Origin of the sequence: [Enterobacter] lignolyticus SCF1, assembly GCF_000164865.1 — a bacterium.
GTDB lineage: Bacteria > Pseudomonadota > Gammaproteobacteria > Enterobacterales > Enterobacteriaceae > Enterobacter_B > Enterobacter_B lignolyticus.
On sequence record NC_014618.1, the window covers coordinates 4,334,208 to 4,358,176 of the forward strand.

The 23,969-nt window shown below is 58.4% G+C and carries 18 protein-coding genes; 12 read left to right on the forward strand and 6 right to left on the reverse strand.

Features of this window, described 5'->3' with window-relative positions; genetic code table 11:
* Positions 1 to 26: 26 nt before the first annotated feature.
* The 4 genes from ENTCL_RS20120 to ENTCL_RS20135 all read right to left on the reverse strand — a co-directional run bounded on the left by ENTCL_RS20120 (position 27) and on the right by ENTCL_RS20135 (position 3,845).
* Positions 27 to 569, reverse strand: coding sequence for an Ail/Lom family outer membrane beta-barrel protein (locus ENTCL_RS20120; RefSeq protein ID WP_125451890.1), 543 nt, complete (start codon positions 567 to 569; stop codon positions 27 to 29).
* Between the two features lie 51 nt (positions 570 to 620).
* Positions 621 to 1,148 (reverse strand): toxin-activating lysine-acyltransferase, encoded by a 528-nt coding sequence (locus tag ENTCL_RS20125; RefSeq protein WP_013367978.1) that lies wholly within the window; start codon positions 1,146 to 1,148, stop codon positions 621 to 623.
* Positions 1,148 to 2,827: a ShlB/FhaC/HecB family hemolysin secretion/activation protein gene (locus ENTCL_RS20130; protein ID WP_013367979.1), complete on the reverse strand. Its 1,680-nt coding sequence runs from the start codon at positions 2,825 to 2,827 to the stop codon at positions 1,148 to 1,150. Before ENTCL_RS20130 ends, ENTCL_RS20125 begins: the two co-directional genes overlap by 1 nt.
* 373 nt (positions 2,828 to 3,200) lie before the next feature.
* Complete coding sequence (locus ENTCL_RS20135) at positions 3,201 to 3,845, reverse strand: ECs1377 family protein (protein WP_013367980.1); 645 nt, start codon at positions 3,843 to 3,845, stop codon at positions 3,201 to 3,203.
* Between the two features lie 246 nt (positions 3,846 to 4,091).
* On the opposite strand from ENTCL_RS20135, the gene ENTCL_RS20140 reads away from it, so the two are divergent.
* From ENTCL_RS20140 to ENTCL_RS20190, 11 genes are all read left to right on the forward strand, one after another.
* Entirely contained in the window at positions 4,092 to 6,656 is a 2,565-nt protein-coding gene (locus ENTCL_RS20140) for a sigma 54-interacting transcriptional regulator (RefSeq protein ID WP_013367981.1), read from the forward strand.
* Positions 6,657 to 6,751: 95 nt separating this feature from the next.
* Positions 6,752 to 7,216, forward strand: a complete 465-nt coding sequence (locus ENTCL_RS20145; protein WP_013367982.1) for a PTS sugar transporter subunit IIA — start codon at positions 6,752 to 6,754, stop codon at positions 7,214 to 7,216.
* A complete protein-coding gene (locus ENTCL_RS22460; RefSeq protein WP_013367983.1) occupies positions 7,210 to 7,656 on the forward strand; it encodes a PTS sugar transporter subunit IIB in 447 nt (148 codons plus the stop codon). The genes ENTCL_RS20145 and ENTCL_RS22460 overlap by 7 nt, the downstream gene beginning before the upstream one ends.
* Before the next feature lie 118 nt (positions 7,657 to 7,774).
* Positions 7,775 to 8,260 carry a PTS sugar transporter subunit IIB gene (locus ENTCL_RS20155; protein ID WP_013367984.1) on the forward strand — a complete coding sequence of 162 codons (486 nt, stop codon included), beginning with the start codon at positions 7,775 to 7,777 and terminating at the stop codon, positions 8,258 to 8,260.
* A 14-nt stretch (positions 8,261 to 8,274) separates the two neighbouring features.
* Positions 8,275 to 9,084, forward strand: a complete 810-nt coding sequence (locus ENTCL_RS20160) for a PTS mannose/fructose/sorbose/N-acetylgalactosamine transporter subunit IIC (RefSeq protein WP_013367985.1) — start codon at positions 8,275 to 8,277, stop codon at positions 9,082 to 9,084.
* Complete coding sequence (locus tag ENTCL_RS20165) at positions 9,071 to 9,901, forward strand: PTS system mannose/fructose/sorbose family transporter subunit IID (protein ID WP_013367986.1); 831 nt, start codon at positions 9,071 to 9,073, stop codon at positions 9,899 to 9,901. The genes ENTCL_RS20160 and ENTCL_RS20165 overlap by 14 nt, the downstream gene beginning before the upstream one ends.
* A 10-nt stretch (positions 9,902 to 9,911) precedes the next feature.
* The gene (locus ENTCL_RS20170) at positions 9,912 to 11,687 is read left to right on the forward strand and encodes a glycoside hydrolase family 35 protein (RefSeq protein ID WP_013367987.1); all 1,776 of its coding nucleotides are present in this window, start codon (positions 9,912 to 9,914) and stop codon (positions 11,685 to 11,687) included.
* Positions 11,684 to 12,094 carry a PTS sugar transporter subunit IIA gene (locus ENTCL_RS20175; protein ID WP_013367988.1) on the forward strand — a complete coding sequence of 137 codons (411 nt, stop codon included), beginning with the start codon at positions 11,684 to 11,686 and terminating at the stop codon, positions 12,092 to 12,094. The genes ENTCL_RS20170 and ENTCL_RS20175 overlap by 4 nt, the downstream gene beginning before the upstream one ends.
* A 352-nt stretch (positions 12,095 to 12,446) precedes the next feature.
* Positions 12,447 to 14,681: a cyclic di-3',5'-guanylate-activated glycosyltransferase NfrB gene (nfrB, locus tag ENTCL_RS20180; protein ID WP_013367989.1), complete on the forward strand. Its 2,235-nt coding sequence runs from the start codon at positions 12,447 to 12,449 to the stop codon at positions 14,679 to 14,681.
* Positions 14,682 to 14,683: 2 nt separating this feature from the next.
* Positions 14,684 to 17,650 carry a phage receptor gene (locus ENTCL_RS20185; protein WP_157865614.1) on the forward strand — a complete coding sequence of 989 codons (2,967 nt, stop codon included), beginning with the start codon at positions 14,684 to 14,686 and terminating at the stop codon, positions 17,648 to 17,650.
* Positions 17,651 to 18,544, forward strand: a complete 894-nt coding sequence (locus tag ENTCL_RS20190; RefSeq protein WP_013367991.1) for a DUF4434 family protein — start codon at positions 17,651 to 17,653, stop codon at positions 18,542 to 18,544.
* A 64-nt stretch (positions 18,545 to 18,608) separates the two neighbouring features.
* Here the strand turns inward: ENTCL_RS20190 and ENTCL_RS20195 are convergent, their stop codons facing one another.
* Both ENTCL_RS20195 and ENTCL_RS20200 read right to left on the reverse strand, forming a co-directional pair.
* Entirely contained in the window at positions 18,609 to 19,514 is a 906-nt protein-coding gene (locus tag ENTCL_RS20195) for a glycyl-radical enzyme activating protein (protein WP_013367992.1), read from the reverse strand.
* A 9-nt stretch (positions 19,515 to 19,523) separates the two neighbouring features.
* Positions 19,524 to 21,800: a pyruvate formate lyase family protein gene (locus ENTCL_RS20200; protein WP_013367993.1), complete on the reverse strand. Its 2,277-nt coding sequence runs from the start codon at positions 21,798 to 21,800 to the stop codon at positions 19,524 to 19,526.
* Between the two features lie 241 nt (positions 21,801 to 22,041).
* Between ENTCL_RS20200 and ENTCL_RS20205 the strand changes: the two genes are divergently transcribed.
* Positions 22,042 to 23,958, forward strand: a complete 1,917-nt coding sequence (locus ENTCL_RS20205; protein ID WP_013367994.1) for a PTS fructose transporter subunit IIABC — start codon at positions 22,042 to 22,044, stop codon at positions 23,956 to 23,958.
* The last annotated feature ends 11 nt before the right edge of the window (positions 23,959 to 23,969 follow it).

The window sequence follows — 23,969 nt, forward strand, 5'->3', positions numbered from 1 at the left end:
TGCAAGGGCGTGTAAAATCGGAGGGATCAGAAGCGATAGCCAACGCCCACGCTGAAGCCATTAATGGCGTGTGTTTTACCCCAGTAATCTGCGTTGGTGCCTTCGTAACCGACATTCAAAGACAGGTTCTCTACCGGGTTAAACATCACGCCTGCGCCCCAGGCCAGGGAGGTGACATTCTCAGAATGTTCGCCGCTGTAGCCGCCGTCATAACGAATGTGTTCTTTCACATCCGTGTTCGCGAAGCCCAGTGCGCCGTACAGGCTGGCCCAGTCATTAATACGCCAGGTCGGTCCTGCCATGAGTGAATAATATTTTTCTTTGACGTCAGATTTGTAGAATCCGCCACGCACCGTTTCATCCCCTTCCATCCAGGTGAATGACCCCATCAGCCCCCAGGATGAATTAAACTCATAGCGATACTGGAGATTGACCCCGTTCAGGTCATTTGCGTCTTCAATGCTGCTATGCGCCCATCCGATGCTAACGGTCTGGCTTTCTGCCATTGCGCTCTGTCCACCCAGAAAACTTCCGGCCAGAATAAGTGCTGCCGCTGCGGTTTTTTTCATTTTCATTCCCTTACACGTTAATGGGCAGCCTGTTGCTACCCGTGAGTAAACTCAGCATTCCTGAAGGTCTGCCGGAAGCGGATGTGCGTTACGCCAGACCGCCATGTCCGGTCGTGAGATGTTCCGTCCCTGAAACCGTTTGACGCGCATCCCTCTGTCCGCGCCGTGATGCCATAATGCGCGGAAGCAGCTATCCGGAAACAATTCGTTCAGAACCAGTTGCGCCATCTGCCGGGTATCCCCAAAGGGCGCAATCCAGTCAATGACCCACATTCGGTTACCACTGCGCCAGTCTGATTCAGGTAACAGCAGGCGATGCGCCATCAGATAGCGTCGTTCAGCCTCTTCATTGAACCAGGCCCAGCTCATAAAGAACGCAGGTTTATCGTCCCTAAACGCCAGCGCATACTGGCGCGCTTTAATCACCGGCAGCAGTGACGTTGGCAGCGTCTCCAGCGGTGCGCCTTTATGGCGCGCGGAGTGCATCCACAGCCAGACGCTGGCCCCCAGCACTTCGGCTTCATTCACGCTACCGCCCAGCACCAGCGGGCACTGTACGGTGAATCCGTTCCATTTCATTAATAACTCCAGCTAAGGCTGAATCCGGTCGTCACAGGGTCCGTTTTGAAGCCATCGGGTTTTGACAGCGGAATACCGGCAAACAGGTCATAGCTGGCCCGGAGGAACTGGCCGCGCAGCCCCATTACTCCACCAGCCAGGTGTTTACCGACCAGCGTTTCACTGCCGCTGCCGCCGACTTCGCCGTAATCCGCGCCGAGGTACAGTTCCTGCGCGGGTACAGGGGTAGCCCAGGCAATATCGTTACGCACATACCAACCGTGGCTGGCGGTCAGGGTGCGCTCGCCGTCAAAACCGCGCACCGTCCAGCGGTTGCCGATAGAAAACATCTCCGGCGGAGTCAGTGGGGTATTGCTGACCTGACGCTGGTACTGAGTGTTAAAGCGAAAGTTCTGATGGCCCAATGTGAACGGGAGGTTCAGGTTCGCATTCAGCTGCAAAATTTTGCTGAGTGCGGTGGCGTAGCCGAAATACTCTTCCGGCGCCGGTTGCGCGCCAAACCAGCGGGTGCCGCGCTGATAGCTGACACCCGCATCCAGCGTGGCGCTGCCGATGTAGTGGCGGTGTTTCAGGCCAAGCTTCCAGGCGGCGGTCTGGCGTCGCTGCACTTCGACTTCGGTATCGTTAATGTAGTTACGCTGTTCGCGGGTGATAACGTCGGCGCTGAGGGTCGTTTTCTGACTGCCGCTGCGGTGCAGAATGCGGCTCAGCTGAAAATCAATGTTCTTGCTGCTGCCGCTGTACTGGTAGTCGCCGTTAAGCCCGGCGACGGTCTGAACGTAGTCATAATGACTGGCGGTGATCCCCGCCTGCCAGTAACCAAACGGTACCGAGTAGTGCCCGGTCAGGCTTTGTGATTTTTTGCCACCGTTGCCGTCAAGGTTATGCGAGCCGGAAAGATAAAACAGGTCGCTCAGTGACAGTGGGTTATCCAGCGACAGCGTAAGATTGCCCTGATACTCGCCGGTGGACTGCGAGCCAGAGTCGTCCAGTGAGGCATCCACGCGCCAGATGCGTTCCTGATGGCGGGAAATCACGATATCGCTCTCGCCGGGCTGCTCACCCGGAACAACCTCCATGCTCGTCTGCACGGTGGGCAGGCGTTGCAAGTTTTCCAGTCCCTGCTCGATATCCCGCAGATCCAGCACATCGCCGCCGTGCGCCGGAAACGCGCTATACAGGGTGGCGTACTTATCACTCTCATCCGTCAGACGAACCTGACGCACATAGCCCGGCATCACCACCAGACGCAGCACGCCGCTGTTTAAGTCCTGCTGAGGCGCCAGCACGCGGGTGGTGACATAGCCATGGCCAATCAGCGTGTTCTGCAGCCGTCCCATCAGGAGGTTAATCCCTTTTGCGCCGAGACAGTGGCCGCGGGCTGTGTCCGCCTGGCGCTGCAACGGCAGCCAATGGGGTAACGCCTTCGTACCGCTCAGCACAACCTGAGAAAGCGTAAAACAGGGCTTTTCATCCGGAAAACCAGACGCAGATAACGCGGAACGAGGTTCCGGAGAAAGGCGGACATCAGGGGCAACAGGCGTGACCTGCTGTTCCTGTGCTTTCTGCCGCTGCTGCTGGTTCAGAAATTGCTGATTGGTATCGTGTTGAGGCAAAGGCGCTGCAAAAACAGTCGGGCTCAGGGCCAGAGATGTTAGCACCGGGATTAAACTTTTCATCCGTGATCCGGCAGGTTACTTGTGATAATCTTTGTTTATAAAAATGACATTTACTTACATTTCCAGAACATTAGAACACAGTAAGTAAAAAAGTGTAAACACAGGACGCTTACAACGATTCATTTTCAGAATTTTCTCATTCCATTCCTGGCTTTAAGTAAAATTCGCGGCGTTCGCTGCTGCGGGATAATTTACCGGGTGAGATATCGGACGCTGATGCAATATCAGATCCGCACACAACGGGGAGGGGAGAAAAGCGGATAAAAGATGAGCGTATCGGGTGCGCGCAGGTAAAATGGGAAGACAAGTTTGTCTCATGGCATGTTAAGCAAACTGCGTTAGCTCACAGGGCGGTTTTTTGCTTTTTATCGCTTCACACCGCCCCCGCCGCCGCACTCAAAAAATAAACCGGCACCCGCCGGGTTGTTCCCGTGAGATTATCGGTAGCGTCAATCTCTGCCGTCACAATGCGCATCCCTGACTTGCGCAGCCGGGACACTTCTGCCGCAATACGCTGAATCCCAAACCAGAAAAGAGCGTCAAGCGCCGTCACCTGCAGCCCGCTTTCCAGCGCCAGCCTGAGACGTTCGCGCGGCGCTTTCGCCTCTTTCGCGATCTGCTGATAGGGCGCCGCCGCTGCCCCTGCCGAATCCACCCGCCGGATGCGGGTCGCTAAACGGTACTGAAAGGTATCGGGAACGTCGCCTAAATCCGCCTTAAGGCTCCAGACGCAGCCAAACCGCTTGCCGTTGAAGATGGCGTCTTTCTGGTTAAGCTGCATCTCTTCACGCAGCCCGGCAATCAGCTGCGGAGTGCGAATCAACAGCAGGCGAAAGGGGAGCTCAAAGCTGGTCACATAGTCCACATTCAGCAGCGCAAGGCGTAAACGCGCCTCCGCCCCGGCGCGTAGCTGGCGGCATTCCTCCAGCACTTCCGCCCACTGATGCGCGACGCGGGAGGATTCATCTACCGCCGCAAAATGATACTTCTCAATCTGGTAGTCGATATTGCCGGTCATGCTGATATCTCGTCTGATTGCCCGTAAGCCACTATATCAACAATGAAAGACAAGCAAAAAGCGCTGTACAGAACATGTGCGTGAGTTATCAGACGCGCCGCAGTACAACTCTGCAATGAATCTCGCAAAATTCTTAGCGCGGTGGATTAATGCGGGCAGTGCGGTATTCATTTTGCGCTATTCCTGTTCTGATAGAGCCCTGAAACCCTGCCGGGATAACCATCTGGACAAAAGGGAGCTCCGCCCTTGAGCGTTAAAGATAAATTCTATCAGCAGCTGATATCGACATTTGCCTCAGAGCCCAATGGATTTACGGCCGCCCAGTGCCTCTCGCTGCTGTCAGTTAAGCGCAACGTCATCAGCCATTACCTGAACCGACTCTGCGAAGACGGCATGCTGACCAAAGACAGCAGCCGCCCGGTGCGGTTTTACCTCTCTGGCGTCCAAACACCCGCTGCCGTGCTCCCTCAGGCGGAAAACGAGAGTCTGTATCGCCAGATGGCGCTGTGCCGCGCTGCGGTGGATTACCCGCCGGACGGGCTCGCGCTGCTGCTAACCGGTGAAAGCGGAACAGGGAAAAGCTATCTCGCCTCCCGGCTTTACGACTACGCCTGCCAGCAGGGGCTGATCGCCGTCGGGCGTCCGCTTGTCGAACTTAACTGCGCGGATTACGCCAATAACCCCGAACTGCTCTCCAGCACCCTTTTCGGCCACAGCAAAGGCGCATTCACCGGCGCGGCAGGCGAAAAAGCGGGACTGCTGGATAACGCCAACGGCGGGATGCTGTTTCTCGACGAAGTCCACCGTTTATCCGCAGAGAACCAAGAAAAGCTGTTTCTGTTCATGGATAAAGGTTATTTCTACCGGCTGGGCGACAATAAACACCCGCGCTCCGCGCAGGTACGGTTTGTGTTCGCCACCACGGAAGAGGTGGGTAACGTGTTGCTGCGCACCCTACGCCGCCGCATTCCCATCACGGTACATCTTCCTGCGTGGCATGAAAGAACCCGCCGGGAGCGTATTGCGCTGCTGGAAACCTTTTTACGCCAGGAGGCCAAGCAGCTTCACTGCGATATCCGGCTCGACAGCACGCACTTCTACGGCTGGCTCAATGGACGGTTTGCCGGCAATATCGGCGAGATCAGAAACCAGATCAAAGTAATGTGTGCGACCGCCTGGATAGCGCGCCAGGAGAATACCCCGCTCCACCTCGGCGGTGTCACCGCACAACGCGACGCGCAGTATCACGGCTGGCTCATTCACCAGGATGCACGCCATAACGAGCTGCCTCGCGATGACGCGCTTAGTGCCGCTTTCGCCGACTATGTCGTCAGCCTGGATGCGACCCGCTTTCTCGACGAGACTCAGGCCTGGCTTGCGGAGCATGAGCCTGAAAACAAGCATCCTCCCCACTCCCTGCTGCAGCAGATAGTCGGAGCGGCGCTTGAGAATTTGAGCCAGCGCTGGGGGATCCCGCTCCCGCCAGCGCTGCAGCTGGCACTCTGCGTTATTCTGCGCGAAGCAACAGGCGGGCAGGCGGACCCCAGGTCCCATTACCCCACCCCAGCCCTGTGTTCTTACCCGCCCCGCGCACGCCTGATGGCGCAGGAGTTTATCGACGCCGTCGCGGTCTGCGGCGAGCTGGCCTCGCCGGACATGATGTTCACGCTCAGCGCCGCACTCTTCGCGCTGCACGACAACCCGCAGGCCAAACTGCAGGGCATCATCGTCACCCACGGGCAGTCTACGGCCTCCAGTATCGCGTCGTTAGTGAACCAGCTCACTGGCGGCTACTACTTTACCGCGTTCGACATGCCCTGGCTGACCAGCACGCAAACCATTATCGAGATGCTGATAAACCATCTCACGCTGCTTCGTAACGACAGCGGGATCCTGATTCTGGTCGATATGGGCTCATTGAAGGAGATCTGGCACGGTATTCACCAGCACGTGCATGGCGATCTGGTCGTTATTAACAACGTGACGACGCTGTTGGCGCTGGATATCGCGGAAAAGCTGCAGCAGGGGCTGCCGATGCCGGATATTATCAGCGCCATCCCCGGCCGCTATGAAAATGAAATTCGCTACTATGCGGGCGTACCAGCCCGCAATACGCTGATTGTCGCCTGTATTTCCGGCGAAGGCATTGCCCGCAAGCTGCAGGATATCCTTGCCCACGCGCTCGCCGCCGTGAACATTGACGTCATCACCATGGAGTACGACGCATTGCGCCGGGCGCTGAAAGAGAAAGGCGCGCTGGCGGATACGCGTTTGATTATCACCACCACCGATCTGGACACCGGCGGCATCCCTTCCCTGACAATCCGCAACATTATTCAGGGCAACACCGACAGCCTGCTGCAGAACTATTTCGCCGAGTGGTTAGATGACGCGGAGTTCGTCGACATGATCCAGCAAATGGTCGAGCTGTTTACCCTCGAAGGCATCAGCAGCCGCCTGACCTTTCTCAACCCCCGGGTGGTGCTGGAGGATATTGAAACCCTTATCCGCCGCTACGAGCAGGACTATCACTGCCGGTTCGAAAATTACCTGCATATCAACCTGGTGATGCACATCGCGCTGATGACGGAGCGGCTGATGCTGAACAGCGGCCACACCCATCGCGACGACGAAACGCTGGATGCGTGCCAGCAGCGGTTCATTTCGCAGCACACCCGCTATTTTCAGCCACTGGTGCAGAAATACCGCATCACTATCCCGCTTACCGAACTGCTGATGATTGATGAAATCCTCGCGGGTGTCCGTTCGCGTTCGACACATACCGCCCACGGTGTCGAAAATGACGCTTAGTGTCCAAAATCAAATTTTAACCCATAAATATCAATAAATTAAAAGTTGGCATCCTGTTTGCTTTATATCATCAGACAATGACGGGAGAAGAACACATGATTGAAATCTATATGGCGGGGCACGGCGAATACGCCATGGGCATTGTTTCAGCGCTGGATATGCTGCTGGGCGATAGCCATGGCGTCACGCCGGTCTGCGCCTACTGCGGCGATATCACCTCCATTCACCAACTGGAAACGCATCTGACCCAGGCTGCTGCCGGGGTGCATTCCAGAGGTAACGATATGGTGCTGTTTACCGATATCCCCGGCGGCAGCGTGAACAATACGGCGCTGAAGATTGCCGCCAGCAGCCCCCATGTCCACCTGATCTCCGGCGCCAGTGTAGTGATGCTGCTGGAGTTTTACATGAGCGAAGGCGCGCCGCTTGAGCAGCGGATAGCTATCGCCCTGCAGGCCGCCCAGGGCGCCAGCCGTTACCAGAACAAGCAGCCGGACTTCATCGCCCTGCGCGAAACCATGGCCAAATGCGCCAACGCCGGTTCGGGGGCGTCATGCTGACGCTGCGCGTCGACGACCGCCTCATCCATACCCAGGTGGTTGCTGGCTGGATACAGGCGCTGGCGCTCGATAGCATCATCGTCGGCAACGATGAGGCCGCGGGCGACCCGATGCAGGCGTTGGCACTGGAAATGGCGCTACCGCCGGGTGTGTCATGCCGCATCTGTACGCCAGACGATGTCGCCGACCAGATACAGCCAGGCGCGCGCCAGATGGTGATTGTCGCCTCCCTTGCCTGCGCCAGCCGCGTTGTGTCGCGTATCCCTGCGATAACAGAAATTAATCTGGCAAACTGTTCGCAATATCGCCGTAAAGCGGAGTGTCAGCAATTTGCCGCCAGCGTCTGGCTGACGAACGACGATCTGACCCTGCTACAGGATCTTAAACAACACGGTATCAGCGTTGTGAATTACCCTTCGCCGCCCGTTGATAAAAAATAAAAACATTATTTTCTGATGTACTCATATGCAGTTAATGCGTTATTTCAGTCGTCTACTGAATATTTTCGCCTTACTGTAACTGGAGTCCACATAGAAATAGATTATAAGAGGAATACCTATGGCTATAATCAATATCCGCGTCGATGAACGGCTTATTCATGGGCAGGTCGCCAATATGTGGACGTCGCGCCTGAATATCACCCGTATCATGGTAGCAGACGACCAAATAGCAGAAAGCGATATTGACAAAATGACCCTCAAGATGGCCGTTCCGGCAGGGGTTAAGCTGAGCGTCCTGCCGTTCAGGACGGCGGCGGAAAATATTATTGCAGGCAAATACGATTCGCAGCGCGTGCTGCTGCTTATTAAGTCGGTTCCGGCCTTAATGGCTCTGCACGAGTACCATCTACCGATGCCTGAAATTAATGTTGCCAACGTTACGCAGCTTCAGGGCGGCCTCCCGGTCACGAAAAGCGTTAGCCTTTCCGCAGTAGATATTACCCAGCTGCAGCAGCTTGCCGCGCATGGCACAAAAATTATCAGCCAGCGCGTTCCGAACGACGACAAGCTGAATGTCGCCGATATCCTTAATAACCTGATATAAAACGAGGAGCCACCATGACAATAGAAGGATGGCAGATTCTGGTTATTTGTCTGTTTGCGTTTATCCAGATTCTGGACGTCATTACCGTCAACGTCGGCCTGGGATATCCGCTGAACGCCGGAATGATCACCGGGCTTATTATGGGCGATGTCACCACCGGTCTCGCGGTCGGGGCAACGCTGCAGCTGATGGTGCTGGGCGTCGGCACCTACGGCGGCGCCTCAATACCCGATTTCACCACTGGCGCTATCATAGGCACGATTTTCGCGGTCATCAGCGGCAAGGGCATTGAATTTGCGATCGGGCTCGCCGTGCCGGTTGGCCTGCTGCTGATCCAGTTGGATATTCTGGCGCGTTTTCTTAACACCTTCTTCCTGCACCGCATAATTAAAGCCATTGACAGGCTGGATATCGGCGCGATTGAACGCAATGTGCTCGCAGGCGCTCTTCCGTGGGGGCTGTCGCGGATGCTGCCCGTGCTGCTGATGCTGCTGTTCGGCGAGCATTTCGTCCAGTTGGTGCTGTACTACGCGCCGGGCTGGCTGATGGGCGGACTGAAGGTCGCGGGTGGGGTCTTGCCTGTCGTCGGTATCGGTATTCTGCTGCGCTACCTGCCGACCCGGCAGTTCTTCCCCTGGCTGTTGATCGGTTTCTTCGCCGCCGCCTGGCTGAAAACGCCGATGCTGGGCGTCGCCGTCCTCGGTATCGCTGGCGCCATTATCCACTACCGCAACGTTTCCAGTACGGAGAAACGCCAGCCCCAAGATACGCCTCGCCCTGCCGTACTGACCACTTCCGGAGAAATCACTGATGATGAAATCTGATACCCCTGCCGCAGCGCCTCACGCCAGGCTCGATCGTCGTACCCTGCGTCAGGTGAACCTGCGCTGGCTGTTCACCTCCGCGATTTGCTGGAACTACGAACGCATGATGAGCACCGGCTACCTGTACGCCATGCTCCCTGCTTCGCAAAAGCTATATGGCGACGATCCGGTGGCGCTGAAAAAGAACCTGGAGATGCATGCGCAGTTCTTTAACACCAGCCCCCACACCGGTGCGCTGATCCTCGGCGTCGATCTGGCGCTGGAAGAGGAAAAAGGCCGCGACGCCATGGAGGCGGTATCCGGCCTGAAAACCGGCCTGATGGGCCCCTTCGCTGCGATAGGCGATGCGCTATTTGGCGCTCTGGTGCCCACCATTTTCGGCTCCGTGGGCTCCTGGATGGCGCTGAACGGTAACCCGATGGGCGCCATTTTCTGGATCATTGCCCACATCCTGATCATCTTCGGCTTTCGTCTGCCGCAGTTGGGGTTTGCGTATCGCCAAGGCATCAACATGGTCGGCAGCATGAATACCCGGCTGAAGTCTATTACCGAAGCCGCCACCCTGCTCGGAGTCACGGTCGTCGGCGCGCTTATCGCCTCGGTCGTGCACATTACGGTGCCGCTGACGCTTAAAAGCGGCGGCGTCGAGCTGAAAATCCAGGAAACCCTTGACCAGCTAATGCCATCGCTGCTACCGGTCCTGCTGGTAGGGCTGGTGTACTGGCTGCTGGGGCTGCGCCGGATGAACTCCACCCGCGTTATCTGGGTGGTGATGCTGATCTCCATCGTGGGTTATAACACCGGCATTCTCGGTTAACGGAGACGATATGGGTACCTTTACGGTCGAAAAAAACCTGCTGCAGGACGGCAAACCCGTGCAGCTGATTTCCGGCGCAATCCACTATTTCCGCCTCGTACCGCAGTACTGGGAGCACAGCCTCAACAACCTCAAAGCGCTGGGCGCCAACTGTGTGGAAACCTATCTGCCGTGGAATATCCACCAGCCGGATCCGGAGCGCTTTTGCTTTACCGGCATGGCGGACGTCGAGCGCTTCATCGCGCTGGCACAGCGCAAAGGACTGTTCGTTATTTTGCGCCCCTCGCCTTATATCTGCGCGGAGTGGGAGTTTGGCGGCCTTCCGGCCTGGCTGCTGCGCGATCCGTCGATGAGGGTACGCAGCAGCCAGCCCGCGTTTTTACAGGCGGTCGAGCGCTACTACGCTGAACTGCTCCCCCGCCTCGCACCCTGGCAGTACGATCGCGGTGGGCCAGTGGTGATGATGCAGTTGGAAAACGAATATGGCTCGTTTGGCAACGACAAAGCCTACCTTCGCACGCTGGCGGCAATGATGCGCCGATATGGCGTCAGCGTTCCGCTATTCACCTCCGACGGTGCCTGGCAAGAGGCGCTGCAGGCAGGGTCCCTGTGCGAAGACAACGTTCTGGCGACAGCGAATTTCGGCTCCCGCTCCGCCGAAAGCCTCGATAACCTCGCAGCCTTCCAGCCGGAGCGTCCGCTGATGTGCCTGGAGTTCTGGAACGGCTGGTTTAACCGCTATGGCGACGCGATTATTCGCCGTGACGCCGACGACGTCGGCCAGGAAATACGCACTCTTCTGACGCGCGCCAGCATCAATATCTACATGTTTCAGGGTGGTACCAACTTTGGTTTTATGAACGGCTGCTCCGTACGCGGTGATAAAGACCTGCCGCAGGTCACCTCCTATGATTACGACGCGCTGCTGAGCGAATGGGGCGAGCCGGGGGCGAAATTCTTCGCCGTACAGCAGGTTATCCGTCAGCACTCGCCGGAGGCGGAACAGTTCGAGCCGGTTGGGCTACCACACCGCGCCTATGGCGCGATCGCGCTCAGCCGGAAAGTCAGCCTGTTTGCAACGCTCCCAACCCTGAGCCTTCCGGTAAAAAGCCCCTGGCCGCTGACGATGGAAGAGGTCGGACAAAACTACGGTTATATTCTCTACCGCTGTCATAAGGCAGGCCCCGGGAAGGTCGAGAAATGCCGGGTGGTCGATGCGGGCGATCGGGTGCAGTTTTACTGCAACGGCGAACATCTGGCGACCCAGTATCACGAGCAGATAGGCGAGCAGATTCCGTTTGCGTTACGCGAGGCTGACAACGTGCTGGATCTGCTCATCGAAAATATGGGTCGGGTCAACTACGGTCCGCGGTTGCTGGCCCCCACCCAGCGCAAAGGGTTGCGCGGAGGGCTGGTCATTGACCTGCATCTGGAGACGGATTGGGACATTTTTCCGCTGCCGCTGGATAATATCGACGACGTCGATTTTTCCGCGGGCTGGCAGCCGCAGCAACCGGCATTTTATGAATATTGCTTTGCTATCGACAGCCCGGCTGATACCTTCCTTGATACCCGCTCGCTCGGTAAAGGCGTGGCGTTTATCAACGGGTTCAATCTTGGTCGCTACTGGTATCGCGGGCCGCTGGGTTATCTGTATATCCCGGCGCCGCTGCTCAAGCAGGGAGAGAATCGACTGATCATCTTCGAAACCGAAGGGGTGGAGGTGGGTGCGTTAGCCCTGCTGAATAAACCGGTTTACATTGAGGTTACTGAGAGCACAACGTGACGCAGCTAGTCTTACTCAGCCACGGCGATATCGCCGTGGCCATTCGCGACGCCGCCTTCGATATCCTGGGGCCGCGCAATAACGTTCATGCCCTGGCGCTGCGCGTTGGCGACAGTCCTCAGTCGCTGGCGCTTACGCTGCACACCCTGCTCTCGCCTTCCGCCGACGAACCCGCGGTGCTGATGTGCGATATTGCCGGCGGCACACCGGCGAACGTGGCGCTGAAATACGGGCTACAGCACCCGCAGACGACGGTGTTCGCCGGGCTCAATCTGTCGATGGTGCTGGCCTGCATGCAGGATAATTCATCGTACTTATCGGCAACGGATCTCCTGCAGGCCGCACATGACGGTATTATCGATATCAGCGCGAAAGCGCGAAACCTGACCAACCGCGGACAAGCCTGACATTTACACGTGAAGTTTTGATGAATATGCGCAAATCGTCTTATATTTCATGATGACCATGGAAGGTATTTCCTTCTATTTCGCCTGGGGCAAATTCCATAGCCAAAAACATTAACCGCTGGAGGTTTTATAATAAAATGGTATTGTCTCTGTGCTACAATTAAGCGTTCATTTTTTGTTATAGCTATAATATATTTTCCGCCCATATTCCCCCGATAAATCCAGGCGTAGCATGGCCTGCAACCTGCATGAGGCAACGGTTTTTCCGCACCTGCCGTAAATAGTCTACTTAGTGACTATTTCATTATTATATGTTACTTTGTATATAAAATAATTTAATTCAGGTAGTAGAATGAACTGGTTCGTAGATATCTTTTCTACCTATCTCTATGGCCTTAAGGTCATCGCCATCGCCCTGGCATTTATGATGCTTATCAGTGGCTTAGATGATTTATTCATCGACATCGTTTACTGGTGCAGGCGCGTGAAGCGGGCGCTCACGGTTTACCGTAAGCATAGCCCGATGAGCTATCAGGAATTATATAAACCGGATGAAAAACCCCTCGCCATCATGGTTCCGGCCTGGAATGAAACCGGGGTTATCGGGAATATGGCGGAGCTTGCGGCGTTAACGCTGGATTACGAAAACTACCATATTTTCGTCGGCACCTATCCCAATGATCCGGACACCCAGCGCGATGTCGATGAGGTTTGCGCGCGTTTTCCTAACGTACATAAAGTGGTCTGCGCCCGCCCGGGGCCAACCAGCAAAGCCGACTGCCTGAACAACATTCTTGACGCGATTACGCAGTTCGAGCGTAGCGTCAACTTTAAGTTCGCCGGTTTTATTCTGCATGACTCGGAAGACGTTATTTCCCCCATGGAGCTGCGGTTATTCAACTATCTCGTCGACCGTAAAGACCTGATTCAGATCCCCGTCTACCCCTTCGAGCGCGAGTGGAACCACTTCACCAGCATGTCGTATATCGATGAGTTCGCCGAACTGCACGGTAAAGACGTTCCGGTACGTGAAGCCATCGCCGGGCAGGTTCCCAGCGCGGGCGTCGGCACCTGTTTCAGCCGCCGCGCGATCATGGCGCTGCTGACCGACGGCGACGGTATCGCCTTCGACGTACAGAGCCTTACCGAAGATTACGACATCGGCTTTCGCCTGAAAGAAAAAGGGATGACCGAGATTTTTGTCCGCTTCCCGGTCGTCAACCCGGATGCCGACAACAAAGAGCCGCGCCGCTTCCTGCAAAGCGTGCGCTCATCGAACGTCATCTGCGTGCGCGAATATTTCCCCGATACCTTCAGCACCGCCGTTCGTCAGAAATCACGCTGGATTATCGGCATCGTCTTTCAGGGCTTTAAAACCCATAAGTGGAGCGACAGCACAACGCTGAACTACTTCCTGTGGCGCGACCGCAAAGGAGCCATCAGCAACTTCCTGAGCTTTACGGCGATGATTATCATGATCCAGCTGGTGCTGCTGCTGATTTATCAGCGCCTCTGGCCGGACGCCTGGCAATTTCTGTCGATCTTCACCGGCGGCCCCTGGCTGGTAACGCTGCTGTGGATTAACTTCGGCCTGATGGTTAACCGCATTTTGCAGCGCGTCATCTTCGTAACCATCTACTACGGGCTGGGCCAGGGATTGCTCTCCATCCTGCGCCTGTTCTGGGGCAACCTGATCAACTTCATGGCGAACTGGCGCGCGCTGAAGCAGGTGATTCAGCACGGCGACCCGCGCCGCGTGGCCTGGGATAAAACCACCCACGATTTCCCAAGCGTCACCGGGGAAAACCGCGCGCTGCGCCCGCTTGGCCAGATCCTTATCGAGCATCAGGCGCTGACGGAAGCCCAACTGGAAGAGGCGCTGATGAACCGCACGCCGGGGCTGCGTCTTGGCGGTTCGCTGCTGAACCAGGGCCTGATCACGTCGGAGCAGCTGGCGCAGGCGCTGGCTGAACAAAGCGGCGTGACGGCGGAATCTGTTGATGCCTGGACCCTGTCCGAGTCGCTGATCGCCGGGATGCCGGACTCCGTCGCCCTGCGCTACGCCGTGCTGCCGCTGCGCCGCGAAAACGACACGCTGGTGGTCGCCAGTGAAAACGGTATCGACCCGGTATCGCTGGCCGCGCTGGAGCGTAAAATGGGATGTCCCGTCAGGTACGTCATCGCCCAGCGCGGCCAGGTGGTCACCGGGCTGCGCTACTGGTACGCCCGTCACCGCGGCCTAGACGACCGCGCGCTGCTGGAAACCGCCGTTTCCCGCGGCTGGCTGGACCGTCAGCAGGCGGACGGCATCTGGCGGCATTTCGTTCCCCGTCAGCTACTCTTTGCTGAAGTGCTGACGACGCTTGGCCACATCAGTAACTCCGCGATGAGCGCCCTGCTGCTGCGCCACGAGCGCAGCGAGCTGCCCCTTGGCGAATTTCTGGTCAGTGAAGGCGTCGTGACCCAGGACGTGCTGGACCGTGTTCTGGTCCTGCAACAGACGCTGCAGGTCTCCATACAAACGCTGCTGCATAAAGCGGGCCTTACCGACGCGCAACTGGCTGAACTGGAACAGGAACACGCATGAGCATGGAATTTCGGGCCGCAAGCGCCCCCCGGCTGTTGAGTTTATTGGTAGCGTCGCTGCTCAGCGCCGGCGTAATGGCGCAAACCACAACGACCGATACCAGCGCCGCGGCCCTCGGCCTGAGCGACTATCGTCATTTTGTGATTTATCCGCACCTGGAAAAGGCGCTGAAGGCGCAGAAGGCCAACGATGAAAAAACCGCGCTGGGCGAGTTCGAGTATATTCATCAGCAGGCGCCGGATAACGTCCCGCTGACGCTATATCTTGCCGAGGCCTATCGGCATTTTGGCCGTAATGACCAGGCGCGAGAGCTGCTTACCGGGGCTATCAAAAGCCATCCGGGCGATGCGCGGCTGCAAACAACGCTTGACGCTATCCCGGTTAAAGTCATCCCGGTCAGAACCGTCGAGGATCTGCTGGCGCAGCAGAAACGCTGCGACGCCGAGCCGACGCCGCGCTGTCGCAGCGAGGTGGGACAAAACGCGATACGCCTCAACCGTCTCGACATCGCTCTCGCGCAGCTTAACGCCGCCGATTTTACCGCCCAGCCGCAGGCCCAGGAGCTAAGAACCAACATCCTGCAGCGCGCCATCTACCTGAAACAATGGCAGATCGCCGACACGCTGTTCAGTCAGCAGAAAACCCTCAGCGCCGCGGAGCAGCAGCAGTGGTTTGATATTCTGCTGGCGGGGCGCATGGACGACCGAATCCTGGCGCTACAGGCCCAGGGGCGTTTTAACAGCGTTGATAATCAGCTTACCTACGCCGGCGAGCTTGCCCGTCGCGGTGAAAAAGCGCGTCTGCAGCGCTATCTGGCGCAGCGGCCCCCAGAGTTCCAGACCGCGGAGCAGGAAAAACGCTGGCTGTACCTGCTTTCGCGCTATAGCGAAAACCCGCAGCAGGCGCTGGCAAGCTACCAGGCCCGCTTCAGCGAGAACCGACGCTACCTCGTCGGCGCCACGCTGCCCGAAGCCCTGAAAGACCGCGATTACGCGAAGGCCCGCAGCCTGCTGGACGCCATGCCGGCCAACGAAATGCTGGACGAACGCTACGCGGTGAGCCTCGCCACGCATGACACCCCGGAGACGCTGCGCCTCGCCCGCCAGCTGTACGCCCGGGATCCGTCCAGTCTTCAGCGGCTGGATCAGCTCACCTGGCAGCTGATGCAGGCCGGACAGTCCCGCGAAGCGGCAACCCTGCTGATGCAGCGTTATCCGTTCGGCGGCAACAGCGCCCAGTCGCAGGCGCTGATAACGCGCCTGTCAGGGCTGCTGCAGGCGCACCCGGAGTGGGCAACCCCGGCCGAACTCGCCCGTCTCGCCCAACCCCTCGCCTCGCCGTCGCAGCGCCAGCTGCAGAGCCAACTTCCCGGCGTCAGCGGCGACTGCCGGCAGGTGCGCCGCCTGCTCGGCGATATGTCCGCATCGTACGACGCCGGAGCCTGGAGCCTGCTTGCCAACTGCGAACGCAGTGACTTACCCGGCGTCGCCCTGTACGCGTTCCAGCAGGCGCAGGCCCGTCAGCCGAACGCCTTCCACCAGCGCGCCGTGGCCTATCAGGCTTACCAGGTTGAAGACTATGCCACCGCGCTACAGGCCTGGAAAAGCGTCCGTCTGACGGAGATGAACAACGACGATCTGCTGGCCGCCGCTACCACCGCTCAGGCGGCAGGCGATGGCGCCGCGCGCGATGGCTGGCTGGACGAGGCGCAAAAACGCGGCCTCGACAACAGCGCCGCGTACTGGCGCCTGCACGCGCAGCGCTACCTCGCTACCCAGCCCGCACAGGCGCTGGCGGACTACACCCGGGCGCTCGACCTTGCGCCGACGGCCGACCTCTTTATTTCCCGGGCGGCGGTGTACCGTCAGCTCGGCAATACCCAGGGCGCTATCAGCGATTTACGCCAGGCGCTGGCGCTGGAGCCGGACAACAGCACGACCCAGGCGGCGCTGGGTTACGCTCTGTGGGATGACGGCGAGTACGCGCAGTCCCGCGAGGCGCTGGAAAAAGCGCACAAAACCCTGCCGGACGATCCGGCCATCACCCGTCAGCTGGTGTACGTCAACGAGCGGCTGGGCGATATCCCGCAGACGCAGCGGTACGCGCAGCAGGTGATTGACGATATCGATAACGGCGCGCAGGTTGAACCGCTCACGCCGGAGCTGAATCAGCAGCGGTACGATTTCCGCCGCCTGCATGAGGATATCGGCCGCCGCTGGACGTTTAACGTCGATACCTCCATCGGTCTGAACTCCGGCGCGGTCAGCTCGCCGGCCACCCACGCGGGCGGCGGCGCGCCGGGGCAGAACTACCGCAGCTTCGCGCAGATGGAAGCCGAGTACCGGTTAGGCCGCAATATGCTGCTGGACGGCGACCTGCTGTCGGTCTACAGCCGCCTGTTCGCCGATACCGGCGGCAGCAGCGTCGCGCTACCGGTGAAAAACCCGATGCTCGGCGCCGGTCTGCGCTGGAAGCCGTTCCATGACTACACCTTCTTCCTGGCCATCGAGCAGCAGGTACCGCTGGATCGCGGCCATGGCGAAAGCGACACCATGCTGCGGGCCAGCGCGTCGTTCCTGAACGACGGGAAGTACAGCGACGAATGGCACCCTAACGGCAGCGGCTGGTTCGCGCAGAACCTCTATCTGGACGCCGCGCAGTACGTTCGTCAGGATATTCAGGCGTGGACCGCGGACTACCGCGTCAGCTGGCACCAGAAGGTGGCGCAGGGGCAAACCATTGAGCCTTACGCGCATGTGCAGACCAACGGCTACCGCGATGGCAAAACCCAGGGCAGCCAGGTTGGCGGCTTAGGCGTGCGCTGGAATATCTGGACCGGCGAATCGCACTACGACGCCTGGCCGCATAAGGTCAGCCTGGGCCTGGAGTACCAGCACACCTTTAACAGCATCAACCAGGAAATCGACAAGCGAAACAACGCTTTCTTCACCGTGGGAGTTCACTGGTAAATGAGTAAGTTACCGCACCTTTTGCTGGCGCTGCTGCTGGCAAGCCCGTTGGCGAACGCCATGAAGGGCGTTTTCTGGCAGCCGCAGCTGCGGGACAACCCGATTAGCGAGGCCAGCTGGCAGTCGCTGATGCACAATCTGCGCCAGCAGGGGTTTGATACCCTGATCCTGCAGTGGACCCGCTATGGCGACGCGTTCACTCAGGAACACGATCGCACCCTGCTGCAGCACAAAGCCGCGGCCGCGCAGCGCGCCGGACTGAAGGTCATCGTCGGCCTGAACGCCGACCCGGACTTCTTTAGCCGTCAGAAGCAGTCCGCCGCCGCGCAGGAGAGCTACCTCAGCCGTCTGCGGGCGCTGGATATTCAGCAGGCCCGCCTCTGGCTGGATACCGCCGGCGTCAAACCGGACGGCTGGTATCTCAGCGCCGAAATAGACGACCTCAACTGGCGCAGCGACGCCGCGCGCCAGCCGATGCTCACATGGTTAGCCGACACGCGCCGCGCGCTAGGCGCGATTTCCGACAGGCCGGTTTATATCAGCAGCTTCTTTGCCGGTAATATGGCGCCGCAGGGCTACAGCCAGCTGGTCGGCCAGATGAAGGCCGCCGGCGTAAACGTCTGGGTGCAGGATGGCACCGGCGTCGGCAAGCTGACCGACGCCCAGCGCGCGCTGTATCTGGACGCCGCGGCAGGCTGCGCCAGCGCCTCCCCCGCCCGCGGCGTGGTGTACGAAGTCTTCGAGGCCGGTAGCGGAAAAACCTTCAGCGCGCGCCCGATGCCCGATGCCCGCATCAACGCGCTGCTGAAACAAACCTCGCCCTGCGGCAAAGACAGCCTGTACTTCTCGCTGCGCTACCTGCCCGTGGCGCGTGGGGTCATGAGCCACGAGTAGCCCTGGCGCAGAGCGCTCCGCAGATAAACCTGACGACCCGTCAGGTTTATCTCTTGTATCGCCTTTACGCCCGGCGCACGGGCTTCCCTCCCCCGGCATTCAGCGTTTCCAGCCAGCGATCCACCTCGGATGTCTCCGGGAGCGGCTGCTGGCACCCCGCCTTTTTTCCCAGCTCACGGCATTTCGCCACGCCGAGATTGTGCCAGGGCAAAATTTCCGTATGCAGGATGTTGTCATAACGCGTCGCCACGCGCCGGATGGCGGCCAGATGCGCATCGTTTACGTTATAACCGGGGATAAGCGGACAGCGTAAAATCACCTTCGCGCCAACCTCCGCCAGCGTTTCCAGCGTCATATCCACCACCCGTTTCCCCAGCCCGGTGAATTGCTTATGCTGCTGCGCATCGGTGGCTTTGTAATCGAGTAAAAAGAGATCTACCCAGGGCGCAATCTCACGGTAGCGCTCGGGTCGGGAGGCACCATTCGTCTCAATACAGACGTGCAGCCCGGCCTGTTTTGCCGCCTTTACCAGCGCCAGCGCAAAGGGAAACTGGAACATCGCCTCACCGCCCGAAAGCGTCAGACCGCCGCCGGTTTTGGTAAAATAGGGCACGTCTTTAGCCACTTCACGGATAAGCTCATCGACTTCATACGACCGGCCGTAGATTTTTAAGGCCTGCTCCGGACAAACCTCCACGCAGCGTCCGCAGGCCCTGCAGGCGTCAAAATCAATCTCATGCTTTCCCTGCGCAAAACGGTGGCACCCCTGCGGACAAACCGCCGCACAGCGCTGACAGCCGACGCACTTACTCGCCATAAACGCCAGCTGCGGCTGCACGGCGATAGACTCCGGGTTATGGCACCAGACGCAGCGCATCTGGCAGCCTTTGAGAAACACCGTGGTTCTTATCCCCGGGCCGTCGTGCAGGCAGAACTTCTGGATATCAAAAACAATCCCTTTCTGCGGCATGGTGCCCTCTTAATCGTTAAGCGTGCGGTTCAAAATTTCGCGCTGTACATCCCTGTCGAGATTCACGAACCTGGCGCTGAACCCGCCAACCCGCACAATCAAATTGGGGTATTTTTCCGGCGTCTGGTACGCGGCCTCCAGTTCGCCTTTCCCCACCACGCTGACCATCAGCTGCGGTCCGCCGCGTTCAAACCAGCTGTCCATCATCGCCCGAACCAGCGGCAGGCGGGTGTTGAACAGGTTCTTGCTGAATTTGATGTTTTGTACCGACCCGGCGTGATATCTGGCCTCAAGCTTCAGCAGAGAGTTAAGCATCGCCGTGGGGCCATTCTTATCCGCGCCGCTCTGCGGGTTATTGGCATTGCTCATGTACACGCCGCAGTGCCGCCCGTCCGCCGAGGCGCTCGTCGCCCGCCCCCACTCGGTGTTCACCTGATTGTTGATAATCACGACCAGGTAGCTGTCCAGCCCCACGCGCCGGGCGGATTCACGCACGCCATCGCACACATAGCGGTGCATCTCCACCGCCAGCGGGTCCACCTCGTCGTCATCATTGCCGTATTTAGGCGCGGCGATCAGCGCGCGCTGCAGGGATTCATAGCCGACGAAATCCGCCTGCAGAGCGGCGATCAGCTCGTCATAGCGATACAGCTGCTTATCAAAGATCACCTGTTTTATTGCCGCCAGCGAATCCGCAGCATTGATGTTGCCGTAGGTTTCATTGGTGCCGCCAAGGTACCGCGCGCCGCCGTCGAGCAGCGCCTTACCCCGCTGCACGCAGTCCGCCGTCAGCAGGGACGTGAACAAGAACCCGACCTGCTCATTCATCACCTTGTAGGAAAACGCCTGCGCGCGGGCGCAAATGCTGATGTAATAATCCAGCAAGCGCTTGTAGTTATCCATCACGTCGGAGAAGCAGGTAATATTCTGCGGCGCGGTTAAGGGTACGCCCCCGCTTTTATTTTTCCCGTCCCAGAAATCCGTCCCGCCGCTGAGGGCGATATTGAGGATTTTCAGCAGGTTCATGCAGGTGTTTGGCGTCCCGACGCCGCGCCCGGCCAGCACAAATTCGCCGCAGCCAAAAGGCACATAGTGCTGCGCTTCCGGCTCATCGACGCCCATCGCGTTCATCACGGCGGGAATATTGACGTCATCGTTGTAGAGAATGGGGTAGGTCAGCCCGCTGCCGATAACCGCCAGCGCCTGCTGGTAAATCGCCTCATCCATCCCCTGATGGATACGCAGCGTAAACTGCGGTTCAGTATCCTGATTTTCCGCCACGGCCTGGATCGCCAGGCGGCAGTAGACGTCCGCGTTATGCGGATGCCGACGCCCTTTCCCACCGACGATCACGCGCCCGTTGACCGTGGTTTTGCGGGCTTCAATCAGGCGGTAATGCGAACGGATATAGTCAATCGCCTGGCGCTCGGTCAGCCGTCCGGCCTCGAGATCCGCCACCAGCAGATCCCCTAAGTAATCGTCCATCCGGCCATAGTTCACCACGCCGGAACACAGGCTGTATAACCAGCTTAACTGGATCCCCTGAACAAAGGTTTCGGGTTTGTGATGACGAATAGCCGCCAGCTCCGCCGCCAGATGCTGCATATGCTCCCGCCGCGCGTCGTCGGCCGCCTTCCCGGCCTCCTCCTGCGCCAGCGCGATATGCCGGTCAATGACCTGCTGCAGCAGCATCAATACCTCGAGAAAGGCGGTACGCAGCAATGCGTTTTCCGCATCCATACAGAATTGCTGCAATACCCGCTGGCGCAGGCCGTCAATGCCCAATGCCATCAGCTGCGGGTAGTCGAGATACATGCCGCTCAGGCGGGCGGTGGCGATCGCCGGGAAGTTAACATCAACAAATTTTCCCAGCGTATCGTCGGTGAGCGTCTGGCGAAAATAGATCGAGCGCGTATCGTGCTCACGCCAGAACGCCTCCAGCGCCGCGACGCGCTCGCGCTGTTCCGGCATCGGCAGCGCGTCGCGCAGCTGGTGTAATTTGGCGAAATTGCAGTAGTGGCCGACGCCGCCTACCGACGTCACACAGCCAAAACCTATCGGCAAGGCATCCAGCCGCCCGAGCAGCAGATCCTCCGCCTCCGGGCGACGGAACAGCGCAGGGTACAGCACGCGCAAACAGCGAACTTCCCGCGCAAAACGCTCCGGTGTGGACTGAAACGCCGTCGTATACGCTTCCATAATGGCCAGCTGCTGTTCCGGGCTTTTTTCGCAGGGCAGCTTTTTATTGACGTCGACCTGCTCGGTTATCACGGGTTGTTTGCTCACTTGTCTCTCTCCTCTCAGGATCTTTTTTTATTAACTTGTAATTACAAATATTCGTCTGTGATGAATGTCATAAAAACAGCTATCGCGCGTTGTCGCGCGCATCATTTGTGAATAAGGCGATAAAACAGACAAAAGAAAGCAAAAATGGCGAAGGACAAATGATCAATATCAAGATCGTACGTCTCTCAACCTTCTAGCCTCTCAAAAATTGTAATTACAAATTAACCAGTGAGAATGCGCGATGAAGATAAGCGACCTGATTCACCCCGAGTTGATTTGCCTTGATCTCAACTCAACGACCAAGCACGCCGTGTTCAACGAAATGGCGGAATATCTGTTCCGGGCGGGAAAAATTCACCAGCCCCACGCCTTCGTGCAGGAGGTGTTGAAGCGAGAAGCCACAGGTAATACCGGTTTTGAAGGCGGCGTGGCGTTGCCCCACGCAAAATGCGCCAGCGTGCTGTCGCCGGCGGTCATGATTGGGATTAGCCGGGAAGGTATTGATTACGGAGCAGAAGATGACAAACCTACGCATCTGCTGCTGATGATTGCGTCGCCGGAGCGGGCCTGCGAGGCGCACATCGAGATCCTCGCGCAGCTTTCCGCAAGGCTGGTGGATGATGACAGCGTGTCGCGCATTCTCGCCTGCCGCTCTGAGCAGGAGGTCATCGACTACTTTTGTCGCCCGGATGAGGCTGGCGAAGAGGCGCCATCGTCCCGGCCGTCGCGCGGGCTCATCATCGGCGTCACCGGCTGCCCGGTAGGGATAGCCCATACTTACCTTGCCGCAGAGATGCTGGAAAAAGCGGCGGCGGAAATGGGGTATGAGGCGATCGTTGAAACCAACGGCTCTATCGGCGTGAAAAACGCGCCGACGCCGGGCGATATCGCTCGCGCAGAGGCCATCGTGGTCGCCTGCGATAAGCAGGTGGATCTCCACCGTTTCAGCGGTAAAAAGGTTGTCATCACCGGTGTAAAAGCGGCGATTAAAGACGCCAAAGGCCTCATCCAGCAGGCGCTGGCGTCAACGCCGCAGCAGGCCAGCGCCACGGCGAAAACCGCCGCTCAGCCGGCATCATCGGCGGGCTCTCAGCTCTATAAATCGCTGATGAACGGCGTCTCCTACATGATTCCTTTCGTGGTCACCGGGGGCCTGATGATCGCGCTTTCGCTCGCATTAGGCGGCGTGCCCACGGCATCCGGGCTTGCCATCCCCGAAGGCAGCCTGTGGAACCAGGTGCTGAACGTCGGCGTGGTAGGCTTCACGCTGATGATTCCCGTCCTCGCCGGATACATTGCCTATGCGATAGGCGAACGCCCGGCGCTGGCCCCTGGGTTCATCGGCGGCTGGATAGCCAATACGGGAACGTTTTACGGCGCCAGCGCCGGCTGCGGGTTCATCGGCGCGATCATCGCCGGGCTGCTGGTCGGCTACTTCATCAAATGGTTAACCCATTTCTCATGGCATAAGATGCTGCAGCCGCTGGTACCGATCATGATTGCCCCAATCGCCGGCACCGCCTTTATCGCCGCGCTGTTCATCTTCGTGATCGGCGCGCCCGTTGCTGACCTGATGGCCTTCCTCAACCATCTGCTGACCAACCTGTCGACCGGCAATATCATTCTGATTGGTCTGGTGATGGGACTGATGCAGGGCTTTGATATGGGTGGTCCTTTCGGCAAGGTGGTGTTCATGTTCAGCGTCGGGCTCATCGCCCAGGGGCAAACCCAGTTTATGGGCGCGCAGGCCGCCGCCATCCCCGTCGCCCCGCTGGGTATGGCGCTGGCGGCGTTCATCGGCAAGCGCTTTAATCTGTTCGATGAAGAGGAATACGAAAACGGCAAAGCCGCCGCCGCAATGGGGCTGGTGGGCATTTCCGAAGGGGCGATCCCCTTTGCCGCCCGGGACCCGCTGTCGGTGATCCCGGCGAATATGATAGGCTCCGCCGTCGCCTGCGTGCTCGGCTTCGTGTTCGGCCTGAACTGTAATGTCGCCCACGGCGGCCCCATCATCGTCTTACTTGGCGGCTTCGATAAACCGCTGATGGCGCTGCTGGCGATGGTCTGCGGCACCATCACGACGGCGGTGATTGCTATTGCGCTCAAACGACTTAAAATGGCGAAAAAACAGCAGATTCTCATTCAATCACAAATCTGAGACAACGGCGG